This window comes from Rhizobium hidalgonense (assembly GCF_005862185.2).
In the GTDB taxonomy this organism is placed as follows: Bacteria; Pseudomonadota; Alphaproteobacteria; order Rhizobiales; family Rhizobiaceae; genus Rhizobium; species Rhizobium hidalgonense.
Map to the genome: position 1 here is coordinate 1,297,503 of NZ_CP054028.1, position 22,525 is coordinate 1,320,027.

Annotated in this window: 18 protein-coding genes; 8 read left to right on the forward strand and 10 right to left on the reverse strand. The window is 57.8% G+C overall.

Annotated features, from left to right (window positions below):
* Positions 1–7 precede the first annotated feature (7 nt).
* The gene (locus FFM81_RS27470; RefSeq protein ID WP_138385550.1) at positions 8–1,249 is read right to left on the reverse strand and encodes a Tm-1-like ATP-binding domain-containing protein; all 1,242 of its coding nucleotides are present in this window, start codon (positions 1,247–1,249) and stop codon (positions 8–10) included.
* A gap of 482 nt (positions 1,250–1,731) precedes the next feature.
* Here FFM81_RS27470 and FFM81_RS27475 point away from each other — a divergent pair, with 482 nt between their 5' ends.
* Genes FFM81_RS27475 through FFM81_RS27485 form a run of 3 tightly spaced genes read left to right on the forward strand, consistent with a single transcriptional unit; the run spans position 1,732 to position 4,584 of the window.
* Complete coding sequence (locus FFM81_RS27475) at positions 1,732–2,556, forward strand: IclR family transcriptional regulator (protein WP_138385549.1); 825 nt, start codon at positions 1,732–1,734, stop codon at positions 2,554–2,556.
* On the forward strand, positions 2,557–3,204 hold the full coding sequence (locus FFM81_RS27480) for an HAD-IA family hydrolase (protein ID WP_138385548.1): 648 nt from the start codon (positions 2,557–2,559) through the stop codon (positions 3,202–3,204).
* Between the two features lie 24 nt (positions 3,205–3,228).
* Positions 3,229–4,584 (forward strand): aminotransferase class III-fold pyridoxal phosphate-dependent enzyme, encoded by a 1,356-nt coding sequence (locus FFM81_RS27485; protein WP_138385547.1) that lies wholly within the window; start codon positions 3,229–3,231, stop codon positions 4,582–4,584.
* An 87-nt stretch (positions 4,585–4,671) separates the two neighbouring features.
* Here the strand turns inward: FFM81_RS27485 and FFM81_RS27490 are convergent, their stop codons facing one another.
* The 6 genes from FFM81_RS27490 to hmgA form a co-directional block, all read right to left on the reverse strand.
* A complete protein-coding gene (locus FFM81_RS27490; RefSeq protein ID WP_138385546.1) occupies positions 4,672–6,615 on the reverse strand; it encodes an acetoacetate--CoA ligase in 1,944 nt (647 codons plus the stop codon).
* Positions 6,616–6,770: 155 nt separating this feature from the next.
* Positions 6,771–6,968: a DUF2783 domain-containing protein gene (locus FFM81_RS27495; protein ID WP_138385545.1), complete on the reverse strand. Its 198-nt coding sequence runs from the start codon at positions 6,966–6,968 to the stop codon at positions 6,771–6,773.
* On the reverse strand, positions 6,961–8,595 hold the full coding sequence (locus FFM81_RS27500) for an FAD-dependent oxidoreductase (protein ID WP_138385544.1): 1,635 nt from the start codon (positions 8,593–8,595) through the stop codon (positions 6,961–6,963). Before FFM81_RS27500 ends, FFM81_RS27495 begins: the two co-directional genes overlap by 8 nt.
* 19 nt (positions 8,596–8,614) lie before the next feature.
* On the reverse strand, positions 8,615–9,565 hold the full coding sequence (locus tag FFM81_RS27505; protein ID WP_130775895.1) for an MBL fold metallo-hydrolase: 951 nt from the start codon (positions 9,563–9,565) through the stop codon (positions 8,615–8,617).
* Positions 9,566–9,569: 4 nt separating this feature from the next.
* A complete protein-coding gene (gene fahA / locus FFM81_RS27510) occupies positions 9,570–10,838 on the reverse strand; it encodes a fumarylacetoacetase (RefSeq protein ID WP_138385543.1) in 1,269 nt (422 codons plus the stop codon).
* A 37-nt stretch (positions 10,839–10,875) separates the two neighbouring features.
* On the reverse strand, positions 10,876–12,240 hold the full coding sequence (gene hmgA, locus FFM81_RS27515; protein ID WP_138385542.1) for a homogentisate 1,2-dioxygenase: 1,365 nt from the start codon (positions 12,238–12,240) through the stop codon (positions 10,876–10,878).
* Between the two features lie 103 nt (positions 12,241–12,343).
* Between hmgA and maiA the strand changes: the two genes are divergently transcribed.
* Entirely contained in the window at positions 12,344–12,982 is a 639-nt protein-coding gene (gene maiA, locus FFM81_RS27520) for a maleylacetoacetate isomerase (RefSeq protein WP_138385541.1), read from the forward strand.
* Positions 12,983–13,032: 50 nt separating this feature from the next.
* Positions 13,033–13,476 (forward strand): MarR family winged helix-turn-helix transcriptional regulator, encoded by a 444-nt coding sequence (locus FFM81_RS27525; protein ID WP_130775899.1) that lies wholly within the window; start codon positions 13,033–13,035, stop codon positions 13,474–13,476.
* A 427-nt stretch (positions 13,477–13,903) separates the two neighbouring features.
* On the opposite strand, the gene FFM81_RS27530 is transcribed toward FFM81_RS27525, so the two are convergent.
* A complete protein-coding gene (locus FFM81_RS27530) occupies positions 13,904–16,150 on the reverse strand; it encodes a methyl-accepting chemotaxis protein (protein WP_246401310.1) in 2,247 nt (748 codons plus the stop codon).
* Positions 16,151–16,800: 650 nt separating this feature from the next.
* Positions 16,801–18,240, reverse strand: a complete 1,440-nt coding sequence (locus FFM81_RS27535; protein WP_138385540.1) for an APC family permease — start codon at positions 18,238–18,240, stop codon at positions 16,801–16,803.
* A 212-nt stretch (positions 18,241–18,452) separates the two neighbouring features.
* On the opposite strand from FFM81_RS27535, the gene FFM81_RS27540 reads away from it, so the two are divergent.
* From FFM81_RS27540 to FFM81_RS27550, 3 genes are read left to right on the forward strand one after another with little or no spacing between them, the layout of a single operon-like run.
* Positions 18,453–19,736, forward strand: a complete 1,284-nt coding sequence (locus tag FFM81_RS27540) for an aspartate aminotransferase family protein (protein ID WP_138385539.1) — start codon at positions 18,453–18,455, stop codon at positions 19,734–19,736.
* 11 nt (positions 19,737–19,747) lie between these two features.
* A complete protein-coding gene (locus FFM81_RS27545) occupies positions 19,748–20,761 on the forward strand; it encodes a phosphotransferase enzyme family protein (RefSeq protein ID WP_138385538.1) in 1,014 nt (337 codons plus the stop codon).
* A 49-nt stretch (positions 20,762–20,810) separates the two neighbouring features.
* Complete coding sequence (locus tag FFM81_RS27550) at positions 20,811–21,602, forward strand: SDR family NAD(P)-dependent oxidoreductase (RefSeq protein WP_138385537.1); 792 nt, start codon at positions 20,811–20,813, stop codon at positions 21,600–21,602.
* Positions 21,603–21,640: 38 nt separating this feature from the next.
* Here FFM81_RS27550 and FFM81_RS27555 read toward each other — a convergent pair whose 3' ends face one another.
* Positions 21,641–22,438: an IclR family transcriptional regulator gene (locus FFM81_RS27555; protein ID WP_246401312.1), complete on the reverse strand. Its 798-nt coding sequence runs from the start codon at positions 22,436–22,438 to the stop codon at positions 21,641–21,643.
* Between the last annotated feature and the right edge of the window lie 87 nt (positions 22,439–22,525).

Genomic DNA, 22,525 nt, shown 5'->3' on the forward strand with positions numbered 1-22,525 from the left:
CAAAGCCTCACCGCGTCATCTTGATGGTGCCGTCGGCGATCCACCGGTCGATAACCTCGAGCACCTTCTCTGAAAAGGCCAAATCGTTGATGTGGCAATCGAGCACAGAAAGTTCGATCGGATCGATCATCACCTTCCGGTATTCGTCCACCATGTCGGCGAGTGCGTCCGGATCGTGCGCCGGCATGCCCTCAACGTCCCAGGCATGAACGCCTTTAGTCGGGAGAACAAAATGAACAGGGCCTTTCGATTGATTCAGTCGTCTAGCCACCTCGCGGGCGAGTTCACGACGCTCCTCGCCTGAAAGCGACGCGGACGCGATGAGCCGGTTATGCGCGTAATAGGGTCGGTCGCGGAAGCGCTCCGGCACGGGCTGCCAGGTTGCAAAGTCAATCATGTCCCCGAAAGCCGGCGCGGCAATCATTGGCGTGCCCAGACGACAGGCGGCCGTCATGCGATTGGCGCCTGCGTTGACGACCGAGCCGACCATGAGGTTGCCGATCTCGGCGACAGCCAGTTCGAGGACGGCTGCGAAATAGCCTTGTTCGGCGAGGCTCTCCATCGCCATGCCGCCCATGCCGGTTCCGTGAAAAACAGCGACGGAGAAACCACGATCGATCAACGGCTGACGCAGGTGCACCATGTATTTCAGCGCTGAAGAGCCAAAGCTCATCATGCCGATCACCGGGCGATCCGGGTCGGGTGCTTCGACAGCGAGAGCAGACCCATACACGGCGCCAGCGGCCTGGCTGAGCGTTGCCTTGCAGATGTCATTGAGGCCGAAAAGACCGCCCGCCCAGAGGATCATCTGTATATCCGCGGAAAGCCTGTGCGGCGCGATCAGCGGCGAAAAGGCGATCGTCGATACGACATATTTAGGTACGCCGATCGGCAGCGCCCGCGCGCAATCGAGCGCAAGGTCGGTGCCCATGGTCCCGCCTAGGACGATCATGCCGTGAATTTGGCCCTGGGCATGGAGTTTTGCGCAAAGTACGGATGCGCCAGCCGCCATGATCTGCATGGCATGATTTTCATCGCCGGTGGATACGGCATCATCGATTGTCTTGCCAACCGCAGCTGCCACATCATGCTTCGATATGTCCGTCGGGTGCGCCGGATCGCCCAGCACACTTACATCCATCGAGATGACGTTTCCACCAAGCTTCCTGATGCAGTCTGCGACGTAATTAAGCTCGGGATCCTTGGTATCGTATGTGCCGATCACCAGAATGGTTTTTGAAGCGTTCATTTTTCTGTTCCCTTATTTTTTCATTCGCTTTTTTTGAATTGCAACTGCAGGCTTGTCCCAGGGACCGAACTCGACGTGGTGGTAGAGTTTACATGCGACCTGCACCGTGAAACGGCCTTCCTCGGGCCGTTCCATTGTTACGCTTTGTTCGTGGTAAGCTGGCTGCACTTCTGAACAATAGCGTCTTTCTCCCCTTTCTCTGAAGGGTGAGACGGGTCGACACTCGATGCACAGTCCTCCGACGGTGAGGCGCCTGATGCGGTATCGAAAGAGCGTTGATCACGCCAACAGCTGAATCCATGTGGTCTCGCGGTCGCGATATATGGCGCGCGCTCGAGGACCTGGTGTGGCCGCTGCCGGACTGACTGCACGGGATACCTCCAGTAATCTGCGCGTCGGTTCATTATTATATACGCTGTTTCAAAATTGTTGCATCTGCGACTAGTTTCTGTCAAGTATCTAGCAAGGGTGAGGCTGAAAAAATGACCGACTGCAACGCAAGACATTCGGGCTCGACGATCAAGGCGATCGACAAGGCGATGAATTTACTAAGGTTTTTCTCCCCAGACCAACCGGAGCATCGGTTGAGCGATCTCGCCCGCGCAGCCGAAATTGACAAGGCTACGACCATGCGAATCCTCGGTGCATTGGTTCTCGGTGGAATTGTGGAGCAGCATCCGGAAACGAAGAAGTACCGGCTTGGAACGGAGGTGCTCCGCCTTGCGCGTATTCGTGAAGCCGGTTTCCCGGTCGTCGCGGTCCTGCAGCCCCTTTTGGAAGAGCTAACCGAAGAGGTTGGAGAATCGACACACGCCTGCCTGTTTTCAGGCAAGGATATGACGACGATCGCAATTGCAGAACCACGCAGATCAACGCGTGTCTTCATCGACCCCGTGCAACCGCTCCCCGTCCATGCCACGGCGTCGGGTCAAGTCTATCTAGCCCATGCGGACGAAGGGATCGTCAGCGACGTGCTGCGACGCCTGAACATCTCGAAGGCCTACACCGACGCGACTGTCAAATCGGAGCAGGAACTGCGGCAGCGGCTGGATGAGATCAGGAAAAACGGATGTGCCCTGTCAAGCCGGAGCTTCGAAGACGACGTGACGGGCATCGCCGCCCCCATCTTTGATTGGCATGGCAAGATTCAGGCGACGATTTCAGCAGCGTGCGTTTCAACCCGTATGACACCGGAGCTGGAACGCGAGGTGAAAAAAGCAGTGTTGCGCGCTTCAATAGCTGCAACACGGGCAATGGGCGGCGAACCGCCAAACACTTTTCTCAAGAAGATAAGGGAGAATGCATAGATGGCTCAACGAGCTTTGGTTTTGGATTTTGGCGGCGTGATTTCGAAGACGATGTTCGAAACACACGACCTGAGCGAAAAAGCCCTGGGCCTTGCCGCAGGGACCCTGACATGGCGAGGTCCCTTTGACGTCGAGACGGACCCTCTCTGGCGCGAGATGCAGGCAGGCATCATCACCGAGCGCGACTACTGGATGACCCGTGCTCGTGAAACCGGGCAGCTCGTCGGCAAGGACTGGCAGACGCTGCCGCCGTTCCTGAGCGCCGTTCGCGGCAACGATCCATCGGAAGTCGTCCGCCCGGAAGCACTCGAAGCGATCTCCGCAGCGAAGCGGGACGGTCATCTGCTAGCCATACTGTCCAACGAACTCGATCTCTTCTACGGCAAGGAGTTCCGCACCAGACTGCCTTTCCTCGCCAGCTTCGACCTGATCGTTGACGCAACCTACACTGAAATCCTGAAGCCAGATCCACGCGCCTTTGCCTTCATCACCGAAGGCCTTTCGATCGACGCGGGGGATTGCGTATTTGTCGATGACCAGTTGAAGAACATTCGTGGCGGCGAGGCGGCCGGCATGGCCTGCGTGCATTTCGACGTCACGAGCCCGCATTCCAGCTATGAACGCGCCCTCTCGTTGCTTTCAGCCTGAACAAAAACTTCAAGGAGCCCTGCAATGGCCGACAGCAATTTTCTGACTGAACACAACGCCCGCCATGTCTGGCATCCGATGGCGCATCCTGCGGAAATGCGGGCAAACCCTCCGACGATCATTACCGGGGGTGACGGCGCGGAGATCATCGACATAGATGGAAACCGATTGCTTGATGGCGTCGGAGGCCTTTGGAACGTTAATCTCGGTTATTCCTGCGATGTGATCAAACATGCGATCACGGCTCAGTTGAACGAACTTCCCTATTACTCGGCTTTCCGCGGCACCACGAACGGGCCGTTGATCGAACTGTCGGTGGCTCTGGCCGAATTCTTTGCCCCCGATGGAATGGTGCGCAGCTTCTTTACATCTGGTGGTTCCGACAGCGTTGAAACCGCGCTTCGCCTCGCACGGCAGTTCCACAAGATCAACGGCCAACCGGAGCGGACGAAATTCGTTTCGCTGAAGAAAGGCTATCACGGCACACATTTCGGGGGCGCCAGCGTCAACGGCAATCAGAATTTCCGTCGGGCCTACGAGCCGCTCCTGCCGGGCACCATCCATCTGGCAGCACCTTATGCCTATCGCAATCCGTTTCATACCGACGATCCGAAACTGATCGCAGATGCTATCGTCCGACAGTTTACCGACGAGATCGCCTTCAACGGTGCCGACACGATCGCCGCCCTCATCATGGAACCGGTGCTCGGGGCTGGCGGCGTCATCGTTCCGCATGAAAGTTTGATGCCTGGACTGCGCACGCTTTGCGACAAGAACGGTATCCTGCTGATTGCCGATGAGGTCATCACCGCCTTCGGCCGCACCGGTGCATGGTCGGGAAGCCGGCTTTGGGGCGTTAAACCGGATCTGATGTGCACGGCAAAGGCCATCACCAACGGCTACTTCCCTTTCGGCGCCGTGATGATCGGTAGCCGCATCGCAGAGGTTTTCGAAGCAGACCGGACGACCATGGGCAGCATCGGCCATGGCTATACCTATTCCGGTCACCCGGTCGGGGCAGCAGCCGCCATCGCCTGCCTTGCCGAAACGATCAAGCAAGATCTCCCCGCCAATGCCGCCGCGCGCGGCGTGGAACTGCTCGATGGCCTGAAGGATTTGCAGGCGCGTCACCCAGTCATCGGCGATGTTCGCGGCAAGGGCCTGATGTGCGCACTCGAACTCGTCGCCAACAGGGACGACAAGACGCCAGCCGGAAAGGATGTCGTGAGTAAGATCTACAAGGGCGCCTATGACGCCGGCGTGATGATCCGCACCTCGGGTAACAACATCATCCTGTCGCCACCGCTGATCATTTCCAAGGCCGATGTCGCACGCATTCTTAATGCCCTCGATGCAGGGCTGACGTCCACTCAAAACTGATGCCAGTCAGGGACCGGGAGGTAAACGTCCCGGTCAAAGGGCTATCGAAGGACTCGAAAAACACCGCGTGTCCAGGAACACTTCGCATCAGCCAGCCAGCTCCGCCAGATCGGCGAAGAACCGAAGGGCCTGCGGATTGGCCAATGCTTCTTCGTTCTTGACCGGACGCCCATGCACCACCTCACGCACAGCAAGCTCGACCACCTTGCCGGTCTTGGTCATAGGGATATCCGCAACGGCGATAATCTTCGCCGGCACGTGGCGCGGTGAGGCGCCGGTTCGTATCTGTTGCCTGATCGTCTGCGTCAGGGCCGCGTCGAGCGTCACGCCGGCACAGAGCTTGACGAAAAGGACTACGCGAACGTCGTTGTCCCAGTCCTGGCCGATGCAGACAGCACTTTCGATCCCGGCGATCCGCTCAACCTGGTTGTAGATCTCGGCCGTGCCGATCCGCACACCGCCGGGGTTCAGCGTGGCATCAGAGCGGCCATGGATGACGATGCCGCCATGGGTGGTCCATTCCGCGAAATCCCCGTGGCACCAGCAGTTTTCGAAGCGCTCGAAATAGGCGGCGTGAAAGCGCGAGCCGTCCGGATCGTTCCAGAAGCCGAGTGGCATCGAAGGGAAGGCACGGGTGCAGACCAGCTCTCCCTTGCCGCTTTCCAGCGGCTGGCCGTGGTCGTCGAAAACCTCGACCGCCATGCCAAGCCCAGGCCCCAGGATTTCGCCTGACCAGACCGGCTTCACCGGGTTGCCAAGCACGAAGCAGGAAACGATATCCGTGCCGCCCGACATCGAGGCGAGGCTCACATCGGGCTTGATATCGCGGTACACATAGTCGAAGCTGGCCGGCGACAAGGGCGAGCCGGTCGACAGCACGGCTGTCAGATGGTCCAGCCGATGACTTTCGCGTGGCTTTACCTCTGCCTTGGCGACAGCATCGAGATACTTGGCCGAGGTGCCGAAGATGGAAAATTGCTCCTGGTCGGCATAATCCCACAAGACCTTCGCATCAGGCGCGAAAGGAGAGCCATCGTAGAGGCAGAGCGTGGCCCCGCTCGCGAGGCCGGAAACCAGCCAGTTCCACATCATCCAGCCGCACGTCGTGTAATAGAAGAGCCTGTCCCCACTCCCGAGATTGCAATGGAATCGGTGTTCTTTCAGATGCTGCAGCAGCGTCCCCCCCGCCGAATGGACGATGCATTTCGGCACGCCCGTCGTCCCTGAGGAAAACAAAATGACCAACGGATGGGAGAAGGGCAGTTGCTCGAACTCGGGTTCGCGGGCATCGTGGGCGGACATAAATGCCTCAAGGGTGCACCCGTTCGACAGCGTAGCCGCAAGGCTATCCGCACCACGGCAATAGTCCACGATGACGACCGGTACGCCGAGCCGTGGCTCCAGCGATGTCACCTTCTCGCCAACATCAATGCGTTTTCCGTTATACCAGTAGGCGTCGCAGGTAAGGAACAGCTTCGGTGCGATCTGGCCGAAACGGTCCATCACACCCTGTTCGCCGAAATCGGGAGAACAGGACGACCATATTGCTCCGATCGACGCCGCCGCGAGCATGCAGGCTACCGTTTCGGGGAGGTTTGGCAACATCGCGACGATGCGGTCACCCTGCCCGATGCCAAGCGACCGGTAGGCCTGCTGCAGACGCGAGACCGACTCGGTGAGCCTGTCCCAGCTCCAGCGGCTCGCGGCCTTGTCTTCACCGCGAAAGATCAGCGCATCGTCGCCCCCTCGTTTTGCGAGCAGGTTTTCTGCGAAGTTCAATCTGGCCTCCGGGAAAAACCGGTCTTCCAGAATGTTTCCCGTTTCAAGCAAAGACCTTTCGCCCTTGTAACCCTGCACGTCGCAGTAGTCCCACAGCCCCGACCAGAAAGAGCCACGCTGGAGGACGGACCATTGGTGAAAAGCGTCGTGGGTTGGCAGGGAAACGCCGAACCTTTCTGCGCACCAGATCCGAAATCGGGCGATTTCCGCCTGTTCGATGCGCGTTTCACTGGGCGTAAAATGCAGCGTCATTCTTGCCTCCGTCGACATGATCCCCTCCCAAAAAACTCGCGACCCCTGGGCCGCCAGCCCGTCATCTCCGTCCCAATTCGCTGGCATCACGCCGCCATTCGGATGGCATTCCTCGAAAAACCGTCATGCGTCCTTACGGCAAGAATGGAATGCCGTCAGGTCGCGGCGGGCACTTTTCGTGCGAGAGAGAGCGCGTCAGCGATGATGGCATGATCGCCGATCTGGTTCATCAGAATGAGGATCAGACGGGCGTTCATGGCATGGCTCTCGGCTTCCGAAAGGCCCTCATGCGCCTTGATCAAAAGCGCATAGGATTCGTCGGGCCGGTTGAAATTGGGCCTGGTCTCAAGCATCCACTACATCCTTTCCAAGGGCGCGGCCAAGAGCGGCAGAGATGGCATCGGCATCGAAATGCTCGAACCGTGCGGCCACATGCTGATCGGGGCGCATAAGGTAGAGAGCGCCTGCTGCCTGCCCGAGATAGCGTTGGGCGAGGGCCTTGTTGTCACGGCCTGAGATCGAGAGCACGCTCAACGCAATGCCATGGGCGGAAAATGTGGGTGGAATATCGGCATCGATGGCGAGAAGGGTGAAGTTGCCGCCAAGCAGGCGAAGCAACCAGTCTTCGCCAATCGGTGCGTCCGGGCACGGGCTTCCCGGTCGCGTGCGGGCTGGAAGGCTCGCCACATCCGGACCATTGAGCGGCGAACCGTCATACGTACATGGCATGGACAGACGGCCGGAATTCACGACTGTCCGCGCAAAGGGAACAGTCTCCGCCAGTTGAAGCACAGCATTTCGGAATAGCTTTGAAATAGCGGATTTCGGGGTGATGAAATCCGTTGCCCGCGTCGAGTTCGCGATATTCTCGTCCGCCCCGTAGACGCGCTCGCGGTCGTAAGTATCGAGCAACGCATCCGGCGCTAATCCCTGGACCACAAGGGCCAGCTTCCAGCCGAGATTGTCGGCGTCCTGCACTCCCGAATTGGCGCCGCGCGCGCCGAAAGGCGAGACCTGATGGGCAGAATCCCCGGCAAAGAGAACCGGCCCATGGCGGAACTTGTCCATGCGGCGACACTGGAATGTATAGATCGAGCACCAGTCAAGCTCATAGTCCAAGTCCGGCCCGAGCATGGCGCTAACGCGCGCACGGATATTCTCCGGCTGCAATTCCTTCTGCCGATCGATATTCCAGCCAAGCTGGAAATCAATCCGCCAGATGTCATCGGGCTGCTTGTGAAGCAGTGCGCTGTCGCCCGACTTGAAATGGGGCTCGAACCAGAACCAGCGCTCTGTCGGAAAATCCGCCTTCATCTTTACATCGGCAATCAGGAAGTTGTCCTCGAAGGCGCGTCCGTCAAAGCCAAGACCCAGCATGGAACGGATAGGAGAGCGAGCGCCATCACAGGCGACCAGCCAATCCGCCTCGAGCAGATAGGGGCCGTCCGGCGTCATCACATCGATCGTGACGTGATCCTCATGTCGCACAACGTCGTCGATGCGGTTGCCGCCACGGATTTCGATGGGTGCGCCCTGCCCTTGCGCCTTGACGATAGCCTCGTGGAGAAACTTCTCGAACAGCGGCTGCTGGAGATTGATGAAGGCTGGAAAGGCATGATCGTCTTCCGGCAACAGGTTGAACTCATAAAGCAGCCTGCTGTCGTGAAAGACTTTTCCAATGTTCCACTGGACACCTTTGGCGAGCATGGAAGTGCCCGCGCCAAGTCGGTCACAGATTTCCAGCGTCCGCTTGGCAAAGCAGATGGCCCGGCTCCCGAGTCCAGCTCCCTCTTGGTCGTCGAGAACGAGGACCGGAACGCCGCGCAAGCCGAGATCGAGTGCGGTTGCCAGGCCGACCGGACCGCCACCGGCGATGACCACCTTGTGCCTCACCGGCACGGCGGCAGTCTGGTCCGATGACTTCACGTAAGGATACAGTCGGAACGCAATCGGATAGCGCTCCGTCACAGGAGTTCTCATGATCCCTCCTCCGGGAACGTTAGCCTTGAAGGTCTGCCCACATCTGCAAGTCGCGTTCGGCCGTCCAGATGCGCGGATTGTCGATGCCACGCGCCTCATCGTAGGCCCTCGCCACATTGAAGGGCAGGCAGTGTTCATAGATGGCATAATCCTTGAATTTTGGATCGCACTCGGAACGCACAGCGTCCCAAGCCTCGCGGAGTGAGCCTCCACGGGCGGCAATGCGCACCACCGGCTTGTACGTCGATTCCACGAAATCCTTGGTTCGATCGAGTGCGGCATTCACCGCGTCACGGCCGATTACGGCATCGCCACGGCCTGGCGCGATGGCTGCGAGATCATAGGCGCGGATTGCCTCAAGCGTCGCGCTCCAGTCGGAAAAATGACCGTCGCCACAGTAGCAGGCGGAATGCGCCTCAACGATATCGCCGGTGAACATCACGTTCTGGTCCGGAACGTGGATGACGGCATCGCCAGCGGTGTGGGCACGACCGAGTTGCAGGATATCGACGCGACGCTTGCCGAGGAAAACCGACATCTTGCCGCTGAAGGTCGTAGTGGGCCAGGTCAGGCCCGGAATGGACTCATGTCCCTGGAACAGGCGCGGAAAGCGCTGGAATTCGCTTTCCCAATCCTCCTGCCCGCGCTCGACCACCATCTTGCGCGCGGCATCCGACATGATCACCTGGCCGGCGTTGAAGGCACTCGCCCCAAGCACCCGGACGGCGTGATAATGCGTCAGCACGACGTGGCTGATCGGTTTGTCGGTGACTGTGCGGACGCAGTCGATCACCTTTTGCGCAAGGCGCGGAGTGGCCTGGGCTTCCACGACCATCACGCTGTCATCGCCGATGATGACGCCCGAATTCGGGTCGCCTTCGGCGGTAAAGGCGTAAAGCCCCTCGCCGACTTCTGTGAAGCTGATATTCTTGTCGGCGAGATCGCCTTGCGAAGCAAATGCTTTGGCCATAGAATTATCCTTGTCGCAGGTAAGGTTCGGCAAGCGCAGGGAGGATTCGCCCGGTGCAATCGCCAAAACCGATTATGTAGCCGTCGCCCTTCGCTGCTCCGCGCAGGGTGATGGCGTCGTTGTCGTGAAGAAAACTGCGCGTCTCTCCGCCATCAAGCGTAAGTGGCTCCTTGCCGCCCCAGCTAAGCTCGAGTAGGGATCCTCGATTTTCCTTTAGGGGTCCGGAGATCGTACCGGAGCCGAGCAGGTCGCCCGTGTTCATTGGGCAGCCGGAGGTCGTATGATGGGCGAGTTGCTGAGCCGCCGAGTAGTACATTTCCCGATAATTCGTGCGACTGACAGTCGTCTCGGATTTTGCATCAGGTGAGATGCTGACTTCCAGATCGATATCGTAGAGCAGTGGCCCCGGTTCGACGAGATGTGGCAGCAGCGGTATTTCGCGTGCCGTTGTCGCGACGCGGAAGGGCTCGAGTGCCGCCTTCATGACGATCCAGGGCGAGATAGTCGTGGCTGTAGCCTTTGACTGGAACGGCCCAAGCGGTTGGTACTCCCAGGCCTGGATGTCACGCGCCGACCAGTCGTTCAAGAGAACGTAACCGAAGATCATCGCATCGGCTTCCGCCACAGTCACCGGTTGGCCGGACTTCGACGGCAGGCCGATAACCGCACCGATTTCCAGTTCGATGTCGAAGCGCTGCGATGGCGCGAAGACTGGCTTGTCGTCGGCCGAACCCTTCAACTGGCCCCAGGGACGGCGAACATTGGTGCCCGACACCACGACCGAAGACGCGCGACCGTTGTAGCCGATGGGAATATGCAGCCAGTTTGGAGGTAGCGCATTTTCCGGGTCGCGAAACATGCTGCCCACGTTGAAAGCATGATGACGCCCAGCATAAAAATCGGTGTATTCCGCGACCCGGAAGGGCAGATGCAACTCCGCGCCCAGCAGCGGGACGAGGAAAGCCTCCACCCGTGTGCGTTGAGGTGCCCCCTCCTCCAGAAGTCGGGTGATCTGGTCACGCAGCGAGGCCCAGATTTCCGGCCCGGCAGCCATCAGCTTGTTCCATCCTGCTTGATCGAGAAGCGGCCCGCCCTTGAACGAGATGACGCCCTGTTGTTCCAAGGCGGTGACATCGAGAATTCGATCGCCGATCGCCACGCCGTTGTGTTTGTCGCCACAGTCTGCGGTGAAGGTGCCACAAGGCAAATTGTTTAGAGGAAACGGGCAGCCGGCGCGATTGGCGCTTTCCACCCAGCTTGGCTTCAGGGGCATTGCAAAATTCCGTCTCTCATTTCAGGGCTCGTGTCGATCAAGGCTTTATGTCTGGTGTGCCATCGAACTTCTTTTCGATGCTCGCCCAGCAGTCGATGTAATCGTCCTGTAGAGGAGCATCGTTCGCCGCCCATTCCGTCAGGTGCTGTGGAAACCGTGTTTCAAACATGAAGCTCATGGTCTCGGCCTGGAAGATCGGCACCATCGGCTCATTTGAGCCATGCTCGAAAGCGCTTCGGTCCGGCCCATGGGGCAGCATGCAATTATGAAGGCTCATGCCGCCTGGCGCGAAGCCCTGTGGCTTGGCGTCATAAACGCCGTAAATGTTGCCCATGAGCTCTGACATGATGTTCTTGTGATACCATGGCGGGCGGAACGAATGTTCGGCCACCATCCAGCGGTCGCGGAAAAGCACAAAATCGATGTTCGCCGTCCCCTCTTGTCCCGACGGCGCGGTTAGCACTGTGAAGATGGACGGATCGGGATGATCGAACAGGATGGCGCCGACGGGGGAATACGTCCGCAGATCGTATTTGTAGGCGCAGTAGTTTCCGTGCCAAGCCACGATGTCGAGTGGCGAGTGGCCGATTGTCGTTTCATGGAATTGGCCACACCATTTGAGGATGACCCGGGATGGCACCTCACGATCTTCAAAAGCCGCGACAGGGCATTTGAAATCCCGCGGATTTGCCAGGCAATTGGCGCCGATCGGTCCTCGATTGGGCAGGTCGAACTTCTGGCCATAGTTTTCGCAGACGAAGCCGCGACACGGCCCCTCTAGCACCTCGACGCGGTAGACGAGGCCGCGAGGCAGGATGGCAATTTCCTTCGGTTCTAGATCGATCACGCCCAACTCGGTGCAGAAGCGCAGTCGGCCTTCTTGCGGCACAACCAGCAACTCGCCGTCAGCGGAGTAGAAATATTCATCCACCATGGACTGGGTGACAAGATAAACGTGGGACGCCATGCCGGTCTGGGTATTTACGTCGCCGGCAGTGGTGACGGTCTTCATGCCGGTGACCCATGTCAGCGCCTCCTCTGTGTGCGGGATCGGATCCCAGCGATACTGACCAAGAGAGGTTATGTCGGACAGGATGTGCGGCGCCGATTTCCAGTGTGGAACATTGATCTTGCTGAACCGCGCCGTGTGCTTGACGCTAGGGCGAATGCGATAGCACCAGGTACGCTCGTTTTGACCGCGCGGGGCGGTGAAGGCAGTACCTGAAAGCTGCTCTGCATAGAGGCCATAACTGCATTTCTGGGGAGAGTTTTGACCCTGCGGGAGGGCTCCCGGCAGCGCTTCGGTCTCAAAGTCATTGCCGAAACCCGGCATGTAGCCCTCGTGCGTACCAGGATTGCTGAGGGCCCGGGTCATACCGGGGGCAAGCGGATGGTGGTTCATCTTCTGCTCCGAAGCTCATGTCATTTCATGATCCGGAAAATAGTTGCATTCGCAACTTTGTCAAGCTAAACTTTGACACAGTACGAAAGTAAGGATTTGATCGATGAACGATGTCGACACGGTGCTGTTTGATTACTGGCGGTCGTCTTCCTCCTATCGGGTGCGTATTGGGCTCAACCTCTTGGGACTCACCTATGAGACCTGTCAGGTGGATCTCGTCTCGGGTGCACAGCGGGCGGCGGAAAACGTCGCACGCAATCCGCAAGGCCTGGTACCCACGCTAACAATCGACGACGTCGAGCTCACTCAATCCCTGGCCATCCTTGAGTACCTCAATGAAACACGCTCCGCAGGCTGGCTGCCAGACGATCCTGTTGGGCGAGCAAAAGTACGCGCATTGAGCTACGCCATTGCCATGGAAATTCACCCGGTTTGCAATCTTCGCGTTGCACGCCACGCGGTATCGCTTGGGGGAACGACGATCGAGGAGTGGATGCAACATTTCATCCGCGAGGGGCTTACCGATTTTGAAAATATGCTCGCGAAGGGGCCGGGCAGCCTCTATTGCTACGGCGACGCAGCGACGATTGCCGATATCTGTTTGGTGCCGCAGATCTACAATGCCAAGCGCTGGGCTGTGGAGATGGATCAATTTCCGAGAACAGTTGCGATCACATTGCGGCTCGAGGAGCTTCCGGCCTTTAAGTCTGCCCATCCGGACCGCGCCCGCCCGCAGTCGTGACTTATGAGGGATCCTGTGGCAGTGTCGAGACGCAGGCAATGGATATCGCGATGGCAGATCTGAACGCAGAGCCCGAGTTCGACCTCGAGCAGTTTCTTCCTTATCTTTTGAATCAAGCGGCGGAGGCGACCTCCAGTTCTTTCCATATCGTTTATCGTGATCTTTATGGGATGACCCGGACACAGTGGCGCGTGATGGCCAACCTTGGCAAATTCGGCGCGATGACGGCGAAAGACATATGCGTTATCTCGCATATCGAGAAATCCAAGGTAAGTCGCGCCGTTGCAACCCTAGAATCCTCAGGATTCCTCCTGCGGTTTCCAAGCGAGGACGATCGGCGCGCTGAGATCCTAAACCTCACCGAGAAGGGGCAAATAGCGTTCCATGATCTTGGTCGTCGAGCAAACGAGTTTGATAGAAAACTCAGGTTAGAACTAGGAGAAACCACTTCTGCCGAACTCGTCCGATTGCTGGAACGCTTGATGAAGCTCTGAGCCGAGTGGCCAATTTATTTCGTTGCGGTGCGAGAAGAAGGAATAATTGCATTGGCCCAAAGCCTGAAGCGGGCTCCACAACTCGCTCTCTCATCATTCATAAGTACTAAGTCAGCGGAGCCGCTGGGTATAAGTCGTCCGCGCAGCGCCCGAGAGCACCTTGATGAACGGTAAGGCTTTGGTTGCAGCTAACCCACGTTGTTTCTCAAGTTCGCGGCCCGGTCCTCAGGAGTCTTTGCGCGGCCGCCGGTCGGTGTCAACCCATTGCGCCAACTGTACCATTTGCCGCGATGCGAGAAACCCAAGCGCCTGAACCACTGGGAAAAGTCGTTGCAAGTTTGAGCAGGCAAAGACATCTCAAAAGTTGCTCCATTCGTTCGATCACTTTTTGCTGCCGTCGCCTGCTACCAGCAAAGACACGAATGACCTACCTGCCGAGCATCCGCGCACCGGCGGTAGCAGGGCGATGCTCCTCGGTGGATGCCACGACGGGGCGTGAGCCGACCGTGCCTATGCTGAATTGCGCAATTAGCCTGTTGAGGGAATCTGCTTCTCTGGCTAGCGCATGGCTCGCGGCGGTCTGCTCCTCCACCATTGCCGCGTTCTTCTGCGTCGTTTGGTCAATGAAATTCATTGCAGAGCTGATCTCCTGTAGGCCCATCGATTGCTCACGCGCCGATTGGGCGATTGCCGCCACGTTCTTGTCGATCTCCAGCACCTGGTTGACGATTTTCGACAACGCCGAGCCCGTCTCGCCAACGAGTTCGACACCGAGATGGACCTGTTCGCCAGATTTAGTGATAAGTGCTTTGATCTCCTTAGCGGCATCCGCTGAACGCTGAGCAAGTTCGCGCACTTCCTGCGCAACGACAGCAAAGCCTTTCCCGGCATCCCCTGCCCTCGCCGCTTCCACGCCAGCATTAAGCGCTAACAGGTTCGTCTGGAAAGCTATTTCGTCGATTACGCCTATGATGGTGGATATTTCACGCGACGAGGTTTCGATACCACTCATTGCGTTCACAGCACGTCGGACGACCTCGCCGGATTTCTCAGCACTGGTGCGGGTTCGCTCCACCAACTGGCCTGCATCCTTCGCTTGCCGACTAGCGTCTTTGAGCGCAGTTGCGATCTCCTCAAGCGCGGCGGCAGTCTCCTCTACCGAAGCTGCTTGCTGCTCAGTGCGCTTGGCGAGGTCGTCGGAAGCGGCGCGGACTTCCGCCGAGCCGGCTTGGATGGCGTTGGCGTTACTTCCAACCGATCTAAGCGCCGTCTGCAACTTCTCTACCGAAACATTGAAATCGTGGCGGACTTGGTCGAGTGAGCCAGCGAAGGCCTGCTCAATTCTGTGCGTCATGTTGCCGTCGGCAACGTTGCGCAAGCCTACAGCCAGCGCTTCCACGGCAATGTGCGTCTGGCGTTCGCGCTCAGCCGTTTCCTCGGCGCGTTGTTGACGCTCCTCTTCCGAATGCGCGCGAATCTGCTCCGCTTCGCCCTCAAGACGAATCTTGGCGAGTGTTGCATCGCGCAGCACTGCGAGCGAGCGAGCCATCTCGCCGATCTCGTCCCCGCGTTCCGATTCCGAAAGGTCGACATCCGTTCGGCCGTTGGCAATCTCGCTAGTCGCGGAAATGATCTTTTCGAGTCGATTACGCAAACGTGTCGCGAGCAACCAGCCGATCATCACCATGAAGCCTGCAGCGACAGCGATCACGACGATGGATGTCAACGCGAGCGCGGTGACGTTTGCGAAGAGAACGGAGGTGGGAACGCAGGCCACCGTAAACCAGATCGTGCCGGGCACGAGCGGAACTGGAACTGCAACGGCGGTGAAGGACACACCTGCCGCGTCTGTAAATTCCATCGCATGCTCCGGATTGTCGATCAACGCCTTCCAAGCCACCGCGTCGAGACCGGAATCTGCCAAGGTCTTGCCAAGTGTCGCCTGATCCGGATGGCTAATTACGCTGCCGCCCTTGCTAAGAAGGGCGACATATCCCTCGCCGAGCGGCTTCAACTGAGCAATATCGGATGTCAGCACATCGAGAGCAATATCCACACCGGTCTCACCCAGGAAGTTCCCGTCGAACAGCAGCGGCACCATAAAAGAAGTCATCAGCACGCTTTTGCCGTCAATCACAGGGCTGTAGGGCTCGGTCAGAAATTCTTTTCCGGTCGCCTTTGGCACCAAATAGTAGTCGCCGGCTCCGGGCTTGTCGTAATCGGCTAGCGGTACGAGATCAACCTTGCCGTCGTTGCGGTAGAAATAGGGAATGTAGCGGCCGGTTGAGTCGTGACCCGGCTTGTTGCGGTATTCCGCGTCCTTGCCGTCGAATGCGCCAGGCTCCCAGGCCGTGCTGACGCCGAGCGCGAACGGGTTGTCTGTCATCAGCCGGTCGAAAACCCGGTTCATCGTCTCGCGACTTGGTGTACCCGCCGTCTTTACTGCGTAAAGCGTTGAGCGCATATTCCAGCTTAGCGACTTGACTTTAGCGAAATAGGTCTCAACTTTGCCGGCGCTCGCATGCGCCGCATTCACCATCTCGGAGATAGACCGCTCTTCCACGGCCCAGTAGGACAGACAGAGAAGGATACCCGCTGTCGCGACGGTGGTGACGACCCCTGCCGCCACGATGGCGACCATGTTTCTGGCGATCGCGGTCTTGGGTATCAGCATCAAGTCTCTCCTTGAGTGGTGCGCATGGGCGTTGTTCGGAGTGGAAGAACATGCCGGCTGTGCGGCGAACCAAAGACGAGATCATCTCGTATTATTGACGAATAGCCTAGTTCCGATAAGTATACGCGTGTGCTGCATAACAACAACTCAGGCGGCAGGAGAGCAGTTAATCGTCTGGCCGCCTGCCGTTGTCAGGAAACTGGTTGCCAGACACCCGACTCATCAAACACTTTTACTAGAGCTATACACAGGTTGGTTGCCTTCCATGATCACGATCGTTCCCAATCTGAACTTATTGTTGCGACCAAGTCACGAGATTGATGTTGGGCCAGAGAAGGGTCAGGAGTCTCCATTGCAGCGCCGAGCATTCGAGCGCCTCCTGACTTAACAATGTCGAACACTGGGCTGCCTCAACCGCTGAGAAAGTTGCGAATAGTCCGATTGTGCCGGCGTCAGGTACAGTCACTCGGCCCCGATAGATAGGGCCACAATTATTCTTTTGGGTTCACGTGAGTTGCGAAGCGCAGCTACGAATATTTGCTCCCGCTCCGGACACCCCTTCCTCGAAGGACGACAGGGTCGGACGGCCCACAGAACCGAAAGGGGGCCGCCCTCTAGCGCCCCCCCAATCGCCTCAACGTTCAAGCCCCCTAAACGGCATCGGCATTCAGGCGTGCAACGGCTTCAGGCCGCATAATTGCCCTCACCGCACCAATTGCAGCGGCAACCAGGATCAACGAGGGTAGGGCGATGGCCAAGGGACCCGGGGTTCCGGTCAGAATGTCAAAACCCGAAATGCCGAAATACGCCACGGCGGCAAAACCGATGACCGCAATTGCCGGCATAATCTTCGTCTTGATCGGCTGGTTCGGTTCCAGTTCCGGGTTCTTGTTGAAGAAGACGATGACGGCAATCGAAACCATCAGCATGAGAAGGATAATGCAGATGACGGCGACATTGGCGACCCATGCGAACAAGGTCAGCAGCGGATCCAAGCCTGCGATCGCAAACATAGAGATCACAACGAGGGCGATAATCGTCTGCACGATCGTGCCGCGATGAGGGCTCTGATAGGTGTCGTGGGTCCGGCCAAGCCATTTGGGCATGAGGCCTTCCTTGCCGAGGAAGTAGAAATAGCGGGCTACGTGGTTATGAAAGGCCAGCAGGCAGGCAAAGACGCTGGTCACGAACAAAATCCGCATCAATACGGCCAACCAAGTGCCAACGTATTGGTCGGCGATATTGAATACGAACTGGATAGGGTCCCCAATATTCTGCAGTTGGGAAACGATCGTGGAGGTGCCAGCGGCTTCGACAATCCAGATGGTCGAAACCGAGTAGAAAACGCCGATCAGAAACACCGATGCGTATGTTGCCAAGGGGATTGTGCGTTTTGGGTTCTGCGCTTCATCGCTGTAAAGCGTCGTTGCTTCAATGCCGATATAGCACCCGAACGCAAACACGAAGGTCACACCGAGCGCAGAAGTGCTAGGCATACCTGACAGCGAAAGCGGTGCGAGGTCGAAGCCACCTGGAACGCCCTTGTAGACGATCATGAGGTCTAGAATCATAACCACAGCGAACTCCGCCAAGACCAGAGCTCCAAGGACCTTGGCGGAGAGATCAATCCTTCGATAGGCGAGGACACCGATCAATGCCGATGCACCAAGGCTGAACGCCCACCACGGCACTGTAACCCCAGTGAATGTTTTCACGAGATCAGTACACACCGGGCCAAACATCCCCGACATACCGATCTGCATGCAATTGTATCCGAGAAGTGCCACGAGCGCCGCCGCGCCGCCGAAGGTCTTCCCCAGTCCTTTAGTGATGAGCGTGTAAAACGCGCCGGCATTCTGCACGTGGCGGGCCATAGTGACGTAGCCCACCGAGAAAATAAGAACCAGGATCATCATCAGCATAAAGGCTGGGACGATGGCCGTGCCGTTGCCGAAAAGGATGGCGACGGGCAAAACGCCCGCCATGTTGGTGAGTGGAGCTACGGCAGACACGACCATCAACGTTATAGCCGCCGCTCCCAAAGTTCCTGACCGCAGGCCGCGATCGCTCGAGGTAGATGTTTCAGACATGTAACTTCCCCAATCTAGAGTTATCGGCACTATTGGTTCATTATTCTCACCGATGGTTAAATATGATCCTAGATTTTCAGAGAATGTCAATACGTCGTTTTAGGCGCGCTATTTTACGTCCAGCTGCTTGACATTCATTGCTCGTCGGACCGATAATATATCTATTGGATATTATATTGAACCGCCTATGGCAAATCACGGCAGGACGGATGATGGACGATACGCAAGCTCTCCTCGCTCGGCGCGAGAGATTACTCGGGAAGAACACATCGATTTTCTATGAAAACCCGGTCCATCTGGTTCGTGGCGAAGGCGTCTGGCTCTGGGATGCGGACGGAAAGCGCTATCTCGACTGCTACAACAACGTACCGCATGTCGGCCATTGCCATCCATACGTTGTGGATGCCATCTGCAGGCAGGCTTCGATGTTGAATACGCACACCCGATATCTCCACGAAGGTATCTTGAACTATGTGGAACGGCTGCTGGGTTACTTCGACGATTCGCTCGATGCCGCAATTCTGACCTGCACCGGGAGCGAGGCGAACGACATCGCTCTTCGTATGGCACAAGCTGTCACGGGAAAGACGGGGGTCATTGCGACCAACTTCACCTATCACGGCAACACCACCGCCGTGTCTCAACTATCGACCCGAATGCCTCCTGTCGGAGGGTACGGCGGGCATGTCCGCCATGTTCCGGCACCTGACAGTTACAGGCCATTGGGCGGGACGTCTGGCGATGTGTTTGCCGCCGCGTTCACAGCGGAAGTGGAAAAGGCTATCAAGTCGCTCGAGGAGAGCGGACATGGTTTCTCGGCATTGATCATCGACCCGTTCTTCGCGAACGAGGGTTTTCCAGATCTCCCGAAGGGATTTTTGACCGGGGCAGCCGAAGCGGTTCGGAAAGCCGGTGGTCTTTTGATCGCTGATGAGGTTCAACCTGGATTTGGCAGGACTGGCGACAACATGTGGGGACATCAGCACGCTGGGATCGTTCCCGATGTGGTGACGCTGGGCAAGCCCATGGGCAATGGCCATCCCATTGCTGGGGTCGTGGCGGGCTCGGATACCCTTAACGCATTCAGGAAGGCTTTTCGCTACTTCAACACCTTCGGTGGCAACCCGGTTTCCTGCGCCGCCGGCATGGCGGTCCTGGATGTGCTTGAGCAGGAAAAGCTGATGGCAAACGCAAAGCACGTCGGCAAATATGCCAAGGACGGTTTGTTGCGCCTGGCGGAAAAGAATTCGGTTATCGGCAATGTGCGCGGTAGCGGCCTATTCTTCGGCGCGGAACTGGTCCTCGACAGGGAGGAAAAGACCCCTGCCCCGGAAATAGCGACGCGCCTCATCAACGAGATGCGAAAGCGCGGCGTCTTGATGGGCAAGCTCGGCATCCATCAATGTGCAACGAAGATCCGTCCTCCCATGCCCTTTACAAAGGAGAATGCCGACCTCCTGATCGGCACTCTCGACGACGTGCTGACGGCACTCTAGGGAGACCTGCCATGGAAGACATCACTGCGGCGCTGTCGGAGCGCCTGTCGATCAGAGCCCGGGAAGCGCTCGTTTATTGGGGATTGTCCAGCCAGGAGCCGCAGCTTCTGAAGTATCGGGAGAACGCGGTCTTCAAGATTTCGCTTTCCGATGGCCAGCCTGCGGTCCTCAGGCTTCACCGCCCCGGGTACAACAGCGCGCAAGCCCTGGGTTCCGAATTGCAGTGGATGAAGGTCCTGGAGCACGGCGGCGTCGAGGTTCCAGCGCCCATCCCTGCAGACAACGGCGCGGACTATGTGGAACTGCCTCCCAATCGCGACTTTCCAAATCAGAACGCAGACGTTGTCTCGTGGCTATCCGGATCCCCTCTCGGGCAATCGGGTGTGCTTCTTGCGCAAGATCTACAAGAACTTATCTCGATTTTCAGGGCCATCGGAAACAAGATGGCCGATCTTCACACCATCAGCGATGCCTGGGAACGCGGCAGCGCGTTCGATCGGCCTTCATGGGACACTCAGGGACTGCTCGGAGACAATCCTGTATGGGGACGGTTCTGGGATTTTGACGGCCTACCACCAGAAGACCGGGACAAGCTTGGAAGGATGCGCGGTATCCTGTTGGACGAGATGAAACGGATCGAGCCTCAGAAACTGGATTTCGGCCTCATCCATGCGGATCTCGTGCGGGAAAACGTTCTTGTGACGCAAAATTCCGTTCAGTTCATTGATTTCGATGATTCCGGTTATGGTTGGCGTCTCTTCGATATCGCCACGACGCTGCTGCGAAATCGTGCTGAACCCCACTACCCTCACATCAGGCAGGCGGTTCTGGATGGCTACCGGAGCAGTCGGGAATTATCGTTTCAGGCGGAATCGATCCTGCCGTTGTTCATGCTCCTGCGCAGTCTCACCTATATCGGGTGGATCGGAGAACGGCCGGAATTTGCCGACAATGGCGCCCGCCTGTCTCGTTACCTGAAGGATTCATATGACCTTGCGGATAATTACTTCGGCTCCGGCTTGTGACCGTTGAGTCCCGGTCTCGGCAGTTTGCCCCGTCTCGGAAAGGAAACCGATGTCGTCGACAGTGAATGCAAGCCGCCCTGTTGCCTTGATAACCGGAGGAGGTAGCGGGATCGGCGCCGCCATCGCGCGGAAACTGGCGCCCACATATGCAGTAGCAATTTGTGGGCGAAGAGAAGACGCTCTTCGGAGTGTGGCCAGTGAGATGAACGGGCTCGCCATCTCTGCCGATATCGCCGTACCCGATGAGGCGGCGGGCGTGATTGAAAAGGTCATCGACCATTTCGGGCGCCTTGATGCATTGGTTCTGAACGCCGGCATTGTGATACCTGCCCCCGTGTCTGAAATGTCTATCGCCGACTGGCAGGCCCAAATCGATGTTAATCTGACCGCGCCGTTTGTGATGGCGAAAGCTGCAATTCCTCATTTGCTGCGGACGAAAGGCGCCATCGTGACAATCTCTTCGGTGGCCGGCGCAACGGCCGGTGCGGGGCTGGCTGCGTACAGCGCGTCGAAGGCCGGAGCAACGCTTCTTACCCAGACGATAGCCCTTGAGTATGCTCGTCACGGGTTGCGCGCCAACGTCATAGCGCCGGGCTGGGTGCGAACGGAGATGGCCGATATGGAAATGGCCATGTTGGCAGACGGCGGCGATCCGGAACTTGGCTACCAGCGTGTCACACGGCTTGTGCCGCAGCGACGGGCAGCGGACGCGAGCGAGATCGCAAACGTAGCCGCGTTTCTCCTCTCGCCCGATGCGTCATACATCAATGGCGCTCTGATCAATGTGGATGGAGGCAGCAGCGTTGTAAACCAAGGATTGGTCGAATTCGACGAGGCGTAGACTGAGCGATATCACTGCCAAGAGCCGTCGCGCAACGTTCACGCATCGAGTAGCTCGTTTCTCGCACGCAGGACGTTTGGATGGGGCTCAGCGCCGATCGCACGCGATATTTCGATCGATGCTTCTATGACAAGCCGCGCGGCCTTCATTTGCTGATCTTTCGTCGTCATCCGGGAGCTGACGCCTGCGATCGCGATCGATCCGAAGGCGTCGCCAGTATTGGAAAAGATCGGTGCGGCAATGCCACTCGATTCGACCTCGAATGTTCCTGGTGAAAACGCAAAGCCGCGTGTCTTGATCTGCTCGAGACGGGTGCGAAGTTCGTCAACCTCGACCACGGTATTCTCGGTGTACCTGATCAGTTCTTCCTGGGCCAAAGCAGTGTCGCGCATCTCCTGACCGGCAAAGGCCAGAAAAGCGAGGCCGGACGCGGAGGCATGAAAGGGCAATAACTGCGACGGGTTGACCCAAACCCGGGTCGACCTCTTCGGCTCCGTCACCGCAATCGTGATCATTGCAGTCTCAGCCGCCAAGGTCGCGTGCGCGGTTTCTTCCATTTCCTCGGCCAGCCGGTCGAGGACGGGATTGATGAAAGACAGAAGAGGGAAACTCGCTTCCCGAACTCGAGCCAACCTAAGGACTGCGATACCGAGGCGGTATTTCTTGGTCTCCGAATGCTGTTCGACAAATCCGTTGCGGATCAGTGCAACGAGGATTCTCAACGTTGTGGCTTTGTCGATCTTGGATTTCCTCGCAAGGTCGCTGAGACCCCATTCGGGCTCCTGCACCGTGAAGAATGACAGCAGATAAAGCGCCCGATCGACGCTCTTCATCATTGGGACTGCTCCGGCGGGTTCGGATTTCGGCACGATTTTCTCTCTTCACTGAGGACTACTTGACAGAACTTCAATTTTGATGCAGTT